The sequence below is a fragment of the Bradyrhizobium sp. LMG 9283 genome (genome assembly GCF_045571415.1).
In the GTDB taxonomy this organism is placed as follows: Bacteria; Pseudomonadota; Alphaproteobacteria; order Rhizobiales; family Xanthobacteraceae; genus Bradyrhizobium.
The window spans coordinates 2,602,070-2,617,412 of sequence record NZ_CP120691.1; the positions used below are offsets into that span (position 1 = coordinate 2,602,070).

16 protein-coding genes are annotated in these 15,343 nt (G+C 64.5%); 9 read left to right on the forward strand and 7 right to left on the reverse strand.

The genetic code is table 11. The features are described from left to right. Positions 1 to 35 precede the first annotated feature (35 nt). Positions 36 to 1,136: an IS4 family transposase gene (locus tag P6U29_RS12060; RefSeq protein WP_407116497.1), complete on the forward strand. Its 1,101-nt coding sequence runs from the start codon at positions 36 to 38 to the stop codon at positions 1,134 to 1,136. A 565-nt stretch (positions 1,137 to 1,701) separates the two neighbouring features. Here P6U29_RS12060 and P6U29_RS12065 read toward each other — a convergent pair. Together P6U29_RS12065 and P6U29_RS12070 are read right to left on the reverse strand one after the other, a co-directional pair. Continuing rightward, complete coding sequence (locus tag P6U29_RS12065) at positions 1,702 to 2,544, reverse strand: AAA family ATPase (protein WP_407117796.1); 843 nt, start codon at positions 2,542 to 2,544, stop codon at positions 1,702 to 1,704. Between the two features lie 104 nt (positions 2,545 to 2,648). After that, complete coding sequence (locus P6U29_RS12070; protein WP_100235460.1) at positions 2,649 to 2,894, reverse strand: GlsB/YeaQ/YmgE family stress response membrane protein; 246 nt, start codon at positions 2,892 to 2,894, stop codon at positions 2,649 to 2,651. Between the two features lie 262 nt (positions 2,895 to 3,156). On the opposite strand from P6U29_RS12070, the gene P6U29_RS12075 reads away from it, so the two are divergent. From P6U29_RS12075 to sseA, 3 genes are all read left to right on the forward strand, one after another. After that, complete coding sequence (locus P6U29_RS12075) at positions 3,157 to 4,332, forward strand: vWA domain-containing protein (RefSeq protein ID WP_407117797.1); 1,176 nt, start codon at positions 3,157 to 3,159, stop codon at positions 4,330 to 4,332. 125 nt (positions 4,333 to 4,457) lie between these two features. After that, positions 4,458 to 4,871 (forward strand): rhodanese-like domain-containing protein, encoded by a 414-nt coding sequence (locus P6U29_RS12080; protein ID WP_028179894.1) that lies wholly within the window; start codon positions 4,458 to 4,460, stop codon positions 4,869 to 4,871. Positions 4,872 to 5,064: 193 nt separating this feature from the next. Next, entirely contained in the window at positions 5,065 to 5,919 is an 855-nt protein-coding gene (sseA, locus tag P6U29_RS12085; protein ID WP_407117798.1) for a 3-mercaptopyruvate sulfurtransferase, read from the forward strand. Between the two features lie 34 nt (positions 5,920 to 5,953). Here the strand turns inward: sseA and P6U29_RS12090 are convergent, their stop codons facing one another. Beyond that, entirely contained in the window at positions 5,954 to 6,730 is a 777-nt protein-coding gene (locus P6U29_RS12090; RefSeq protein ID WP_407119302.1) for a hypothetical protein, read from the reverse strand. A 366-nt stretch (positions 6,731 to 7,096) separates the two neighbouring features. On the opposite strand from P6U29_RS12090, the gene P6U29_RS12095 reads away from it, so the two are divergent. Continuing rightward, positions 7,097 to 8,293: a L,D-transpeptidase gene (locus P6U29_RS12095; RefSeq protein ID WP_407117799.1), complete on the forward strand. Its 1,197-nt coding sequence runs from the start codon at positions 7,097 to 7,099 to the stop codon at positions 8,291 to 8,293. A 163-nt stretch (positions 8,294 to 8,456) separates the two neighbouring features. Next, a complete protein-coding gene (locus P6U29_RS12100; protein ID WP_407117800.1) occupies positions 8,457 to 9,425 on the forward strand; it encodes an NAD-dependent epimerase/dehydratase family protein in 969 nt (322 codons plus the stop codon). A 57-nt stretch (positions 9,426 to 9,482) separates the two neighbouring features. Here the strand turns inward: P6U29_RS12100 and P6U29_RS12105 are convergent, their stop codons facing one another. After that, complete coding sequence (locus P6U29_RS12105; RefSeq protein WP_407117801.1) at positions 9,483 to 10,445, reverse strand: D-2-hydroxyacid dehydrogenase family protein; 963 nt, start codon at positions 10,443 to 10,445, stop codon at positions 9,483 to 9,485. A 129-nt stretch (positions 10,446 to 10,574) separates the two neighbouring features. Further along, the gene (locus P6U29_RS12110; protein ID WP_407117802.1) at positions 10,575 to 10,790 is read right to left on the reverse strand and encodes a hypothetical protein; all 216 of its coding nucleotides are present in this window, start codon (positions 10,788 to 10,790) and stop codon (positions 10,575 to 10,577) included. A gap of 234 nt (positions 10,791 to 11,024) precedes the next feature. Between P6U29_RS12110 and ettA the strand changes: the two genes are divergently transcribed. After that, positions 11,025 to 12,674, forward strand: coding sequence for an energy-dependent translational throttle protein EttA (gene ettA / locus P6U29_RS12115; protein WP_407117803.1), 1,650 nt, complete (start codon positions 11,025 to 11,027; stop codon positions 12,672 to 12,674). 7 nt (positions 12,675 to 12,681) lie between these two features. After that, positions 12,682 to 13,908, forward strand: coding sequence for a lytic murein transglycosylase (locus P6U29_RS12120; protein ID WP_407117804.1), 1,227 nt, complete (start codon positions 12,682 to 12,684; stop codon positions 13,906 to 13,908). Between the two features lie 80 nt (positions 13,909 to 13,988). Here the strand turns inward: P6U29_RS12120 and P6U29_RS12125 are convergent, their stop codons facing one another. Both P6U29_RS12125 and P6U29_RS12130 read right to left on the reverse strand, forming a co-directional pair. Next, positions 13,989 to 14,273 (reverse strand): hypothetical protein, encoded by a 285-nt coding sequence (locus P6U29_RS12125; RefSeq protein ID WP_027572650.1) that lies wholly within the window; start codon positions 14,271 to 14,273, stop codon positions 13,989 to 13,991. Between the two features lie 210 nt (positions 14,274 to 14,483). Continuing rightward, complete coding sequence (locus tag P6U29_RS12130) at positions 14,484 to 14,804, reverse strand: hypothetical protein (protein ID WP_407119303.1); 321 nt, start codon at positions 14,802 to 14,804, stop codon at positions 14,484 to 14,486. Positions 14,805 to 14,936: 132 nt separating this feature from the next. Here P6U29_RS12130 and P6U29_RS12135 point away from each other — a divergent pair, with 132 nt between their 5' ends. Then, positions 14,937 to 15,245, forward strand: coding sequence for a hypothetical protein (locus tag P6U29_RS12135; RefSeq protein WP_407117805.1), 309 nt, complete (start codon positions 14,937 to 14,939; stop codon positions 15,243 to 15,245). Positions 15,246 to 15,343 lie beyond the last annotated feature (98 nt).

Below are 15,343 nucleotides of genomic sequence, written 5' to 3' on the forward strand. Positions count from 1 at the left end.
TTGAGTGTTGGAATCACACGTGATTCCAAGGCGGGATGGCAGACGAATCGCTTCTGAACGAGGACTGGACGAGAGTGGTTGCGCAGCTCGGCGGGGCTGCGCAGCTTGAAATAAGTGCGCGCCAGACGAAGGCTTTCGTGCGGCGGCGCCAAATTCCAGATGCGGTGTCGTTACTTCGGCTGATGCTGGCCTATTGTCTGGGTGAAAGAGGGTTGAGATCGACAGCCGCATGGGCCGCTTCTGTTGGCCTTGCCGACCTCAGCAGCGTGGCGTTGTTCTATCGCCTGCGTCAATGTGGCGATTGGTTTGCAGTGCTGGTGGAGGGCTTGCTGGCTGCGGCAGCCCCGAAGGCGAGCCGAGGCCGCCTGATCCGCATTATCGATGCGACGACAGTGCCTCAGGCAGGACCGGCTGCGCGCAGGAACAGTGAGCTTTGGCGCGTTCATAGTGCATTCGATCTGCCATATGAGCGCTTTGGTCACTTCGAGCTGACAGATCAGCAAGAGGGCGAAACGTTTGACCGGATACCGGTGGTCAAGAACGAGATCCGCATTGCTGACCGCGCTTATCTGCAACCTGACCGCATCGCCGCTGTCCGCGACGCCGGGGCAGACGTTTTGATCCGAGCGGGCTGGAAGAACGCACGTTGGCTTGATGGCAAAGGCCTTCCGTTCGATCTGATGGCCCAATTGCGTGCGGCGAAGGCGCACGGACTGATCGATCGGAGGATTTGGATCAAACGCAAGGACGGTGCGCCTCTGGCTATGCGTCTGGTCGCAGTCAAGAAGCCCGCCGGTGCAGTCGCGGCTTCGCGTCGTAAAGCCCGGCGCGACGCACAAGACGAAAACCGCGTCATCTCCAAAGAAACTCTGGAAGCCGCGGATTGGGTCATTCTGGTCACGTCGCTCGCACGGGACGAGTTCTCCACCAAGGATGTACTTGCGCTCTATCGACTGCGATGGCGCATCGAACTTGGCTTCAAGCGACTGAAGAGTCTGATTGGTCTCAAGACGCCACCTGGAACCGATCCGCGCTCCGCCAAGCCCTACTTGCTGGCACACCTCTTGATCATCCTGCTGCTCGAGCCGCTTGCCCGCGACTTCGAGGACTCTCCCCGCTGGATGCAGGCCGCCTGACGGCACCTGGCGCTTGGCGTGTTTTGCAACAACTCGTTGCATCCTTGCTACAAGCGATCATTCCACAACCAACCATCCGTTGCTTCCGCCGCAGAAAGCGAGCGCTTGGGCGGCACCTGCGCGAGCCTCCTCGAAAACGTCCGTATCAATCGATGCTCGCGCTACCTTAACGCCTATGCGGCCTTCCCTGCGCCCTCTTTCCTTGGGGGTGAGGAATGAAGCAAAGTTCGGGCTAAATGCGCCGCGAGAATGCGAAGACGTGCCTGAGATTGAGAGGCGAGTTGGAGAGCGATGCCCATGCGGCTTGCTCCGTCATTGCGAAGAGCGCTTGCGACGAAGCAATCCAGAATCGTTCCGCGGAGGATTCTGGATGCTTCGCTGCGCTCGCAATGACGATGTGGAGAGAGCGTGCGGCGAACTCCGCTCTCGTGCCCCGGACGCAGCGCAGCGCCCTTGCGGTGCGTTGCAGAGCCGGGGCCCATGTCTCCGAGCAGCCCGTGCGGCCTTCTGGGTCCCGGCTCTGCGCAGCAGCGTTTCACGCTGCAGCGCGTCCGGGACACGAAGCCTACACTTCCCTTCTGCTCAGGAACGCCAGCCGCTCGAACAGATGCACGTCCTGCTCGTTCTTGAGCAGCGCGCCGTGCAGCGGCGGGATCAGTTTGCGCGGGTCGCGTTCCCTCAGCTGCTCGGCGCTCATGTCTTCGTTGAGCAGCAGCTTGAGCCAGTCGAGCAGCTCCGAGGTCGACGGCTTCTTCTTCAGGCCCGGTACCTCGCGGACCTCGAAGAAGATGCGCAAGGCTTCCTCGACCAGGCGCTTCTTGATGCCGGGGAAGTGGACGTCGACTATGCGATGCATGGTGTCGGCATCGGGGAACTTGATGTAGTGGAAGAAGCAGCGGCGCAGGAAGGCGTCCGGCAGCTCCTTCTCATTGTTGGAGGTGATCATCATGATCGGGCGCTGCTTGGCCTTGATCGTCTCGCCGGTCTCGTAGACGTGGAATTCCATGCGGTCGAGCTCGAGCAGCAGGTCGTTGGGGAATTCGATGTCGGCCTTGTCGATCTCGTCGATCAAGAGCACCGGGCGCTGCTCGCTGGTGAAGGCTTCCCACAGCTTGCCGCGCTTGATGTAGTTCTTGATGTCCGATACGCGGGCATCGCCGAGCTGGCTGTCGCGCAGGCGCGACACCGCGTCGTACTCGTAGAGCCCCTGCTGCGCCTTGGTGGTGGACTTGATGTGCCAGGTCAGCAGCGGCGCGTTCAGCGCCTTCGCGACTTCCTCGGCCAGCACCGTCTTGCCGGTGCCGGGCTCGCCCTTCACCAGCAGCGGGCGCTCGAGCACGATCGAGGCATTGACGGCGACCTTGAGATCGTCGGTCGCAACATAGTCCTTGGTGCCGGTAAATTTCATCGCGCGTCCTTGTTGGTCGTCGTCCGAGACATCGCACTTTCATCGCCCCGGTCGCGACATGGGAACGGCCGCGCAGGGCGGCCGTTCCTGGTTCGGTCAGGCTTTCAGACCCGTCTTATCAGCGAAAGGATCACCAGCACAATCACCGCGCCGATCGTGGCGTCGACGATGGCACCTAACGTGCCGGTGGCGAGCGCGATGTGCAGCTGGGGCAGCACCCAGCTCGCCACCAGCGCGCCGATGATGCCGACGACGATGTTGCCGACCAGCCCAAATCCCGCCCCGTGGACAATCTTGCCCGCGAGCCAGCCGGCGATCGCGCCGATGATGAGCGCCGCGAGAATTCCCATTGCAAACGTCCCCAAAACAACCCCGTGAGGCGGTCAATTCTAGAGCAAAAAGCGCTTGGGTCTATGTTGAATTGGCGCGCCGACGCGCGTGGTTCACCTCTCCCCAGCGGGGAGAGGTCGGATCGCGTCAGCGATCCGGGTGAGGGGGCCGGCGCACGAGGGAGCGAAACCCCTCACCCGGCACTGCGTGCCGACCTCTCCCTATGGGAGAGGTGAAGCTGCGCCCCTTGACGTCCGTCCCCCGACGGGCAATCTGTCACCCATGTTCCTGCAATTCTTCACCTCTCTGCGCGATGCGCAGGTCCCCGTGACGCTGCGCGAATACCTCACGCTGATGGAGGCGCTCGACGCTGACCTTGCGGACTACACGGTCGAGAATTTCTATTACTTGTCGCGCGCTTCGCTGGTGAAGGACGAGCGCAATCTCGACAAGTTCGACCGCGTCTTCGGCACTGTCTTCAAGGGGCTGGAAAGCCTGCTCGACGCCATGGAGAAGGCCGAGATCCCCGAGGAGTGGCTGAAGAAGCTCGCCGAGAAATATCTGACGGAAGAAGAGAAGAAGCAGATCGAGGCCATGGGCTGGGACAAGCTCATGGAGACCCTGAAGAAGCGCCTCGAGGAGCAGAAGGGCCGGCACCAGGGCGGCTCGAAATGGATCGGCACCGCCGGCACTTCACCCTTTGGGGCCTACGGCTACAACCCCGAGGGCGTCCGCATCGGCCAGGAGAAGAACCGCAACAACCGCGCCGTGAAGGTGTGGGACAGGCGGGAATTCAAGGACCTCGACGGCAATGTCGAGCTCGGCATCCGCAACATCAAGGTGGCGCTACGCCGCCTGCGCAAATTCGCCCGCACCGGCGCGCCCGACGAGCTCGATCTCGACACCACCATTCGCGAGACCGCCAATCACGGCTATCTCGACGTGCACATGCGCCCCGAGCGGCGCAACGCGGTCAAGCTCCTGGTGTTCTTCGACATCGGCGGCTCGATGGACGCACATATCGAGCAGGTCGAGGAGCTGTTCTCGGCGGCGAAGAGCGAGTTCAAGCACATGGAGTATTTCTACTTCCACAACTGCCTCTATGAAGGCGTGTGGAAGCAGAACAAGCGCCGCTTCACCGACCGCACCCCGACTTGGGACGTGCTGCACAAATACCCGCACGACTACAAGGTCGTGTTCGTCGGCGACGCCTCGATGTCGCCTTACGAGATCATGGTGCCCGGCGGCTCGGTCGAGCACGTCAACGAGGAGCCGGGCTCGGTCTGGCTCGACCGCATCATCCGCACCTATCCGCACGCGGTGTGGCTGAACCCAGTGCAGCAGAAGCACTGGGACTATTCGGAATCGACCACCATCATCAAGCGCATCTTCGCCAACCGGATGTACCCGATCACGATCGAGGGGCTGGAAGCCGCGATGAAGGAATTGACGCATTAGCGCTGCCGTCATTCCGGGGCGATGCGAAGCATCGAGCCCGGAATCCATCGGGCTGCAGCGCGTGTAGAGAAATGGATTCCGGGTTCGCGCTACGCGTGCCCCGGAATGACAAGAGGGAGAGATATATGCCCCAGACCATCACCCGCGGCATCAAGGCGCTGATCGACGAGGCCAATGCCGAGATCGAGACGCTCACCGCCAAGGACGCCATCGAGATCTCCAAGAACGGCGACGTCGTCATCGTCGATATCCGTGATCCCCGCGAGATCGAGCGCGACGGCCGCATCCCCGGCGCCTTCGCCTGCACCCGCGGCATGCTCGAATTCTGGATCGACCCGCAGAGCCCCTACGCCAAGCCGATCTTCCAGGAGGACAAGAAGTTCGTCTTCCACTGCGCCGGCGGCCTGCGCTCCGCGCTCGCGGCCAAGACCGCGCAGGACATGGGCCTGAAGCCCGTCGCCCACATCGCCGGCGGCTATGCCGCTTGGCGTGATGCGGGTGGCCCGACGGAGAAGTGGGAGCCGAAGAAGAAGGGGTGAGCCTCGCTCTCTCCACCCGTCATTCCCCGCGAAAGCGGGGAATCCAGTACGCCGCAGCCCATCGGTGCAATTACAACCGTCTCGGAGTACTGGATCGCCCGGTCGAGCCGGGCGATGACAGCGGAGTTTGACGCGCGCTGCTTCAGCCTCACTCGTGCTGCGCGCGCCCCGGAATGACTGCAAGGAAAGACAGATGACCGCCACCGACCCTCTCGTCTCCACCGAATGGCTCGCCGCCCACATGGGCGATGCCAACGTCAAGATCCTCGACGCCAGCTTCAAGCTGCCGGGCGTGCTGCCGCTGCCGAAGGACGATTATCTCGCCGCGCATCTGCCGGGCGCGGTGTTCTTCGATGTCGATGCGGTGTCGGATCATTCCAACCCGCTGCCGCACATGTATCCGAGCGCCGAGCAGTTCGGCCGCGATGTCGGCAATCTCGGCATCTCCAATTCCGACACGGTCGTGCTCTACGATGCCGGCGGCTGGGTCGCAGCACCGCGTGCGTGGTGGATGTTCCTGGCCTTCGGCCACAGCAATGTACGCATCCTCAATGGCGGCCTGAAGAAGTGGCGCGCGGAAGGGCGTGCGGTCGAGGGCGGCGAGGTGAAGCCCAAGCCTGCGACGTTTAGGGCGAGTTATGATTCAAAACGCGTGCGCAGCATGCAGCAGCTGATCGCCAACCTCGAAAGCAGCAAGGAGCAGGTGATCGACGCGCGCGCCGCCGACCGTTTCGAGGGCCGTGCGCCCGAGCCGCGGCCCGGCATCCGCTCCGGCCACATCCCCGGCGCCCGCAACGTGCCCTACAATCTGCTGTTCGATGCCGCGACCGGTGAGATGAAGCCGCTCGACGATCTCCGCGCCGCCTTCACGAATGCCGGCGTCAAGCTCGACGCGCCCATCGTGACGAGCTGCGGCTCCGGTGTGTCCGCGGGCGTGCTGACGCTCGCTCTCTATCGCCTGGGGATCACCGACACCGCGCTCTATGACGGCTCCTGGTCGGAATGGGGCCAGGCCGGCGGCCCGCCGATCGCGACCGGGCCGGCGTAGGCTCGTCGCAGCAGCGAGAGGCGGAGAAGGAGCGTCAGCGCGTGCGCGTGGTCGTCGTCGCGAAGGTCTGCTGACCGAACGGATCGAGCTGCTGCTGCAACTGCTGAGGCGGCGGGCGGCGTACCACACGAGGCCGCTTCTTCGCCTTCGCCTTGCGCTTGGCCGCCTTGCTGTCCGATGCGCTGCTATCCGACTTCTTACTCTCGGCTTTGGCCTTCGCCGGCGCATCCTTCACCGCCGTCGTCGCGGGTTCGTTCAGCGCGGCCAGCTTCGCGGAGGCGACATCAACCGCCGGGGAGGCGAGGGTGGCGGTGGGCTCGGGCGGCGCCGGCTCGCTGGCCGTTGCGGCGGGCTGGGCCTCTGCAATCGACGCCGTGGTGTCGGCCGGGGTGAGCGTGTCGGTCGCCGTTGGCGGTGCAGCCTCTACGGTCGCTTCGGGCTTGGCTGGTTCGACAGCCGGGACCTCAGCCAGAGGCGCTGTGGCCTGCGGCTGAACGTCGATCTCTGTGGCGGCCAGCGCGGCCACCTGTTCGGGTTCGCTCACCGGCAATCCAATGGTCGGCACCTGGTCGCGCAGCGATGGCGTGGTCTCGGCGGGCACCTCCGGCTCGGCCCGCAACACCGCGAGCACCGGCTGGGCCGGTTCGGGCACTTGCGCAAACACCTGCTCCTGCGGGCCGTTTCGCCAGCTGGGGTTGCTGACATACTGCTGATGGGTCGCCCGCAGCAGCGCGGCGGCCCCTAGGCCGAACACCAGGATAGAGGTTGACAGCAGGATCGCGGCAAACAGGAAGCGAAAGCCGGGAAGCATCGAGCGATTGCGAATTTCCGCCCCGGCGGCGAGGTGGCCAGGGCCCAAGAGCCATCTGAACGCGGTGACGGTACTGCTTGCCGCGTTCGCCACGCGGATCCGAGCTCAAAAAGGTGGCGAATCAGGCTGATTCGACCATATCGCAAGGCTTCGGCATCGTTCTGTTAAAATCGCGGCCGAACATCGCGGCAACTGATGGCGCGATACGATTTCAGCCCCGCGATGCAACGGGGCAACGGTAGTCTTGCGGATCACAAATCGGCCAATCCGGCGCAAATAAGCCTGATATGTCTTGAATGTGCCGCTATCTTCCGTCATCTGGCCGTTAACGGTCCGATCGGGCTTGGGGACTATACAAGAGCGATGATGATCAAACACTTTCTGACGATATGCGCTGCCGCGACAGTCGCTGCGGCGGGAACCTCGCTCGCTCAGGCTCAGAGCTATCCGGTCCAGCAGGCGCCAAGCTATGGTGCCCCGGCCGAATATCGGCCCGGCGACCGCACGCCGAATTTCGACGCGCTGGACGAAGCCGACGACGCGATGCCGCAGGCTTCGCTGCCGCCGCCCGGTCTGGCTGACGATCCGCGCTACGGCCGCCCGGCCGGCGCGCCTCCGGTCTATTCGGCCGCCCCGCCGCAGGGGCCAGTGATGTCGCCGGATGATCCGCGCTATGGCCGTCCGGCTGGCGCTCCGCCGGTCTATTCGGCGGCGCCGCCCCAGGGGCCCGTGATGTCGCCCGATGATCCCCGCTATGGCCGGCCCGCCGGCCCGCCGCCGGTGATCTACGCCGACCGTCCGGCCCAGGCGCCGGCCAATGATGGCCTGCGTCCGCCGGAGGCGGTCGGTGGTCCGGCCGCGACCGGAGCGGTGCAGTCCGGCCAGCCGCCTGTCGGCGCCGACGGCCGGCCGATGACGGTCGCCTCGCTGCCACCCGAGGAGCAGCCAGATGCTGCTCCGGCGCAGCTGCCGCCGAACCTGCGTCGCCAGGAAGTCGCGTTCCAGACCAAGGAGCCGGCCGGCACCATCGTGGTCGATACGCCCAATACCTACCTCTATTACGTGCTCGGAAACGGCCGCGCGGTCCGCTACGGCGTCCGCGTCGGGCGCGACGGCTTCACCTGGACCGGCGTGCAGAAGATCACCCGCAAGGCCGAGTGGCCCGATTGGCATCCGCCGACCGAGATGATCGAGCGTCAGCCCTACCTGCCGCGCTTCATGGCCGGGGGCCCCGGCAATCCGCTCGGTGCCCGCGCGATGTATCTCGGCTCGACCGTCTACCGCATCCACGGCACCAACCAGCCTTCGACGATCGGCAAGTTCGTCTCCTCCGGCTGCATCGGCATGCTGAACGAGGACGTCTCCGACCTGTTCGATCGCGTCAAGGTCGGCACCCGCGTGGTGGTGCTGCCGGGCGGCCCGTCGCCGGGAACGGCGACCGCCTCAGCTGCGCCGACCCCCGGTGCTGCCGGTCCGGCTCCGATGGCCGCCCAGGCTGGCCCGGTCCCCGGAACGCAGCCGACGGTGGTGCCGCCGCTGCCCGCACCGGTCACCGTGCGCTAAGGCAGTTCGCTCAAACATCGACCGAGAAACGGCGCGTGCGCTTCGGCCACGCGCCGTAATCATTTGACGCATGCTCCCTGCCGCGTCCGCACGTTCGCTTCCTTGAATTCGAGCCGGATTCAACTACGTCCCGGCTGGTTGCCACGAATGCGAGGAGCACAAGATGCGAATCTTTGTTGCGGGCGCCACCGGCGCCGTAGGGCGCAAGCTCGTCCCCCTCCTTGTTGCCGCCGGTCACTCGGTCATCGGCTCAACCCGGAGCGCCGCGAAGGCCGGCCTTCTTAGGGAGCTTGGGGCCGAACCCGCCGTCGCCGATGGTCTGGACGCGGCGGGCATGCGCGCGGCCGTGACGACGGCGCGGCCGGATGTGGTCATTCATGAAATGACGGATCTCGCCGCGGCTACTGATCTGCGGCATTTCGATCGCGCATTCGCGCGGACCAACGAGTTGCGCACCCGCGGAACCGACATTCTGCTCGCGGCCGCGCGCGAGGCCGGTGCCAAGCGCTTCATTGCCCAGAGCTTCTGCGGCTGGACCTTTAGCCGCGACGGGGGAGCGATCAAGACGGAAGCGGATCAGCTTGATCCCAATCCGCCTGAGGAGCTTCGCCGCACCCTCGAAGCGATCCGGTATCTCGAGCGCACGGTGCCAGCATCGGCTGTGCCCGAGGGGATCGTGTTGCGTTACGGATTCTTCTATGGTCCGGACACCGGCACGCTGTCGCCGCCGATGAGGGAGCAGCTCCGTCGCCGGCGTGTGCCGGTGATCGGCGATGGCGGTGGCTACTGGTCATTCATCCACACCGAAGATGCTGCCTCTGCGACGGCGGCCGCCATCGAGCGCGGACGAACTGGCGAGATCTATAACATCGTCGACGATTATCCGGCACAGGTCAGGGACTGGCTGCCGGCGCTCGCCAAAGTGCTCGGCGCCAGGCCGCCGCTTCACGTCCCCGCCTGGCTCGGGCGACTGCTCGCGGGCGAGCATATGACGGCGATGATGACCGAGGTGCGCGGCGCCTCCAACGCCAAGGCCAAGCGCGAGCTGGCTTGGCTGCCGGCGCACCCGTCCTGGCGTGATGGCTTTGCCGACGCCGCAGGCTCTTCCGCCGGCCAGCGCTCTGCGGCCTGAGATCGTGCTCGATGACAGCCTGCAGCGAGATGATGATCATCCCGGCCTCATCGCGTTTCAGGCAAGCCGCCGCGGCAGCTCGCCGCTCCTGGTCCAGGCGTCGATCGTCTCGACCATCTGGCCGTAATGGATGCGCAATCCATCCGTGGTGGCGTAGCCAAGATGCGGTGTCAGCACGAGATTGTCGAGCTTGCGGAAGGGGTGGCCAACCGGCAGCGGCTCGATCGAGAACACGTCCAAGCCGGCGCCCGCGATCTTCCGCTGCTGCAGCGCCTCGAGCAGCGCTTGCTCGTCCACGATCGGACCGCGCGCGGTGTTGACGAGGAAGGCCGTCGGCTTCATCCGTGCGAGATCGGCGCGGCTGACGAGGCCACGCGAACGCTCGCTCAGCACGACATGGATGGTGACGATGTCGGCCTTGGCGAACAGCTCCTCCTTGGTGGCGTAACCGACGCCGGCCGCCGCACATTTCTCCGGCGTGAGATTCGGGCTCCAGGCGATCACGTTCATGCCGAACGCCTTCGCGATCTCCGCCATCTTGCTGCCGAGCTTGCCGAGCCCGACGATGCCGAGCGTCATCCCCTCGATCTCGACACCGGCAAAGCTCTGCCAGGGCTCGCCGGCATGCATGCGCGCGTTCTCGCGGCCGATGCCGCGGGTCAGCTCCAGGATCAGGCCCATCGTCAGCGGCGCGGTCGGATCGCGGGAATATTGGGTGCCGCCCACGGCCACATTGCGAACCTTCGCAGCCTCCATATCGATGGAAGCGTTGCGCATGCCTGAGGTCAGCAGCAGCTTCAGTTTCGGCAGGCTCTCGAACAGGCTCTTGGGAAACGCGGTGCGCTCGCGCATCGCGCAGACGATCTCGAAATCGGCCAGTGCGCTGGCAGCCGCCTGCTCGGAGGCGAAGGGATGGCTGAATACGGTGACGTCGACGCGGTCGGATAGTTTCGGCCAGTCGGCGACGTCGAGAGCGAGGTTGAAATAGTCGTCGAGAATTGCACAGCGCAGCCGGCTCATCAGCGTTCATCCATGGCGAGAGGTGACGGCGCGAGCGGGCGCGCTCGTCGGAACCTGACCATGGTTGCGCGCAATCAGGACGGCGCGCAAGCCGCTCGCGTCTTCAAAAGTCCGATAGGAAAGTGGGGATCAGCGGTCGCGGGGCTTAAGGCGGAACGGCGCATCCATGCCGTGCTTGGCGCGCCAGGCCGGGCCGGGGCCACGCATGTAGTGCAGCTCGGGCCGGTAGGGGTTGAAGGCGGTGGTGAAGAAGCGCTTCCAGAAGGCCTTGATCTCCGAGGCGAACCCGGAGACGTGCCCGGCTGATGCCGGAACATGAAGAGAGTTGGTCTCGATCAGAGCCATGATGCGGCCTCGCTGTGCTCCCCGTTCGTTCTGAGCGGGTGACGCTGTTTCCGCGCGAAACCGAGCTTTGGCCTGCTTTATTAAAAAATGGTTTCAATTGTCCGGATCGGTGGCCGGATGGTGTCCGTCCCGTATTCATCCGTGGTGAACGGACGGAAAACGTTGCCCTTTCAGGGCGGGATCGCTACATCGGCGGCAAGCAAATTTCCTCAAATCGAAGGTTTCACGGGACCGATGGCGCGCCAGTTCATCTATTTCATGCAGGGCCTGACCAAGAGCTACCCGACCCGGAAGGTGCTCGATAACATCCATTTGAGCTTCTACCCGGACGCCAAGATCGGCGTGCTCGGCGTCAACGGCTCGGGTAAGTCGACCCTGCTCAAGATCATGGCCGGCCTCGACAAGGAATATACCGGCGAAGCCTGGGTCGCCGAGGGCGCCCGCGTCGGCTATCTCGAGCAGGAGCCGCAGCTCGATCCCAAACTGACCGTGCGCGAGAACGTCATGCAGGGCGTCGCCAAGCAGAAGGCGATCCTCGACCGCTACAACGAGCTCGCAGTCAACTATTCGGACGAGACCGCCGACGAGATGACCAAGCTCCAGGACGAGATCGAGGCGCAGGGCCTGTGGGATCTCGACAGCAAGGTCGACCAGGCCATGGACGCGCTGCGCTGTCCGTCCGACGACGCCGACGTGACCAAACTCTCCGGCGGTGAGCGCCGCCGCGTCGCGCTGTGCCGGCTGCTGCTCGACCAGCCCGAGCTCTTGCTGCTGGACGAGCCGACCAACCATCTCGACGCCGAATCCGTGTCGTGGCTGGAAGGGCACCTGCGCAACTATCCCGGTGCGATCCTGATCGTCACCCACGACCGCTACTTCCTCGACAACGTCACGGGATGGATCCTCGAGCTCGATCGCGGTCGCGGCATTCCCTACGAAGGCAATTACTCGTCCTGGCTGGTGCAGAAGCAGAAGCGCCTGGAGCAGGAGGGACGCGAGGACGCCGCGCACCAGAAGACGCTGGCCCGCGAGCAAGAATGGGTCGCCTCCTCCCCCAAGGCGCGCCAGGCCAAGTCGAAAGCGCGCTACCAGCGCTATGAGGAGCTGCTCAAGAAAGCGAGCGAGAAGCAGACCCAGACCGCACAGATCATCATTCCGGTCGCCGAGCGGCTCGGGACCAACGTGGTGGACTTCGAGGGCCTCAGCAAAGGTTTCGGCGATCGTCTCCTGATCGACGATCTCACCTTCAAGCTGCCGCCGGGCGGTATCGTCGGCGTGATCGGTGCCAACGGTGCCGGCAAGACCACGTTGTTCAGGATGATCACCGGCCAGGACAAGCCGGACTCCGGCTTGATCACGGTCGGGGAGACCGTGCATCTCGGCTATGTCGACCAGTCGCGCGATGCGCTCGACGGCAAAAAGACCGTGTGGGAAGAAATCTCCGGCGGCAACGAGCTGATCCTGCTCGGCAAGAAAGAGGTGAACTCGCGCGGCTATTGCTCGGCGTTCAACTTCAAAGGCGCCGACCAGCAGAAGAGGGTTGGTGCGCTCTCGGGCGGTGAACGCAACCGCGTGCATCTCGCCAAGATGCTGAAGTCCGGCGCCAACGTCCTGCTGCTCGACGAACCGACCAACGACCTCGATGTCGACACGCTGCGTGCGCTCGAAGAGGCGCTGGAGGACTTTGCCGGCTGCGCCGTCATCATCAGCCACGATCGCTGGTTCCTCGACCGCATCGCGACCCACATCCTGGCCTTCGAAGGCGACAGCCATGTCGAATGGTTCGAAGGCAACTTCCAGGACTACGAGAAAGACAAGATGCGCCGCCTCGGCCAGGACAGCATCATTCCGCACCGCGTGAAGTACAAGAAACTGACGCGGTGATCCCGGCATGATGCGGCGGGCGCTCATCGCGGCCGTGATCGTCATCACCTGCGGCTGGTCGTCCGCCCACGCTGCCGACGCGGCCTTCACGCAGTTCGTTGATTCGCTCTGGCCGGAGGCGCAGGCGGCTGGCGTCTCGCGCACGACATTCGAGCGTGAGACGCGCGGGCTTGATCCCGACTACAAGCTGCCCGATCTGATCCTGCCGGGACGTCCCGCGACCGGGGCGCCGTCGCAGGCCGAGTTCGTGCAGATCCCGGCCGACTACGTCAAGGAAGCTTCGATCGCGCGCCTTGCCGGTGAGGGGCAGCGGCTGCTGCAGAAATATCGTCCGGCTCTTAGCTCAATCGAGAAAAGCTCCGGCGTGCCTGCCACCGTCATGCTCGCGATCTGGGGCCGAGAGACCGATTATGGCCGCTACACGCTGCCGTACGATCTCGTCCGCGTGCTGGCGACGCAGGCCTATGTCGGCCGCCGCAAGGACCAGTATCGCAACGAGTTCGTCCTCGCGCTGAAGATCCTGGGAGAAGGCGTGGTGACACGCAAGGACATGCGCTCGTCCTGGGCCGGCGCCACCGGGCTGACGCAGTTCCTGCCCTCGGAATACTACAAGCATGGCATCGACTTCGATGGCGACGGCCGTATCGATATCTGGCACTCCGTGCCGGATGCGCTGGCCTCCGCCGCGCAGCAGCTCGTCAACAAGGGCTGGCAGAGCGGCTTGCGCTGGGCCTACGAGGTGCAGGCGCCGGCGAAGGTCGATTGCACGGTTGGCGTGCCGGAGGTGACGAAGCCGATCGGCCAATGGCTGCGCGAAGGTTTTGTGCCGGTGCGTGGGCAAAAGCTCAGCGCGGCCGAGCAGGCGCAGCCAGCCTCGCTGCTCCAGCCGGAGGGAATTTACGGCCCGTCGTTCCTGACCACGAAGAACTACTTCGTCATCAAGGAATACAATTTCTCCGATCTCTACGTGCTGTTCGTCGGCCATCTCAGCGAGCGCATGATGAGCCCGCTGCCGTTCGCAACGCCCTGGTCGGCGTCCAAGCAGTTGCGCACCAAGGACGTCGAGACCATGCAGCGCGGGCTGACGCGTATCGGGCTCTACAAGGACAAGATCGACGGCAAAGCCGGCATGCAGACACGCGCCGCGCTCGGCGCCTATCAGAAGTCGGCGGGTCTGAAGGTCGATTGCTGGCCCAGCGAAGAGGTGCTGCGCTCGATCCAGGCGGCGCGATAGCGGAGCCGCAAAAGAAAAAGCCCGGCCGAGATATTCGGCCGGGCTTCGATCGCGGCGCGGATGCGCGCGTAGCGATCAGATCAGTAGCAAACGCGAACCGGACGGACGACCCAGCCGTAGCCGTCCCAATACCGCTCACGACGCCAGTAGCAGGGCGGGGGCGGCGGGCCAGGCTCGGCGACATAGACGGGGCCGCCATAGGCGGGACGGCTCGACGCAATGGCGCCGCCGACGATCGCGCCGCCGATCAGGCCGGCCGCAATGCCGGCGCCGACGCCGTCGCCGGCTTTGGCGGACGGGGTGGCGGTCACCAGCGAACCGGCGACCGTTGCAACCGTAAGGGCAGCAACTAAAGTCTTCTTCATGCTCTTGGCTCTCCTGGGAGATGGACTCCCCTGTAAGGGGTGGCCCGGGTTTCAAAGGTTCACGCACACTCTGATGGAATTGGCCGTTGGGCTAGCAAGCGCGCAAATGGTCAATCCACGGTAAACGCACACGGAGCTGTGACGAGAAAAAGCGGTCTTTTTCAGGCTCCGAGATGAACGGCCCATCCGTAGTGAACCGGTCCTGGCGACTTAGCCACAGACTCTGACGCGGCGGACGCGCCAGGCATAGCCGTCCCAGAAGCGCTGCTTCTGCCAGACACAGCCGCCGTAATAGTCGTCGGCGGCATAGCCCGGGCCTGGTGCGTAGTAGCGCGGCGGGTAGTAGCCGGGCTCATAGTAGCCATAGCCTGGTCCGTAGTAATACGGAGAGGCGAGCGCACCACCGACAATCGCGCCGCCGATGATCCCCGCGGCCACGCCCGCGGCGACGCCGCGCTGGGCATGGGCGGCTGTTCCGGCCGTCAGCGCCAGGGTGACGACGGCAGCAACTGCCAGGAGCGACTTCTTCATCGGCTTGACCTTTCGCACAATCACGCGGGAACTCTTTGGGCGCAGAGTTCCATATTTCGCTTGAATGATCAATGAACGGCACCTTCGCCGGGGACGACCAATTGATATGGACGCAGCTCCGCCAGGGAGACGATGATAGGCAACGCGATGGTCAATGCATTGATTGCTGCCGGGATCGTCTTCGCGATCGGCTACGGCTGGATCACATACCTCCAGAATCGCGGACGGCGCTCCCGCGCAGCGGCCGGCAGCGACGGAGGGAGCAGCGGCAGCGACAGTTATTCCGGGACGAGCGACGGCTTCTCGCTGGGAAGCTGGTTTTCCAGTGACAGCCCGGGGAGTTCGACTGACGGCGGCAGCTGTTCCAGCAGCGATGGCGGCAGCAGCGGCGGGGATTGCGGAGGTGGCGGCGATGGTGGTGGAGGCGGTGGTGGGGACTAGAACCTCGCGAATCTTGATCCAGCGCAACAGCTTGTTTTAGAGCCGTTCTAGGCTTTGACGGGGCCAGTTTGGAATAGCTTCAAATACCGGTTTTTCCT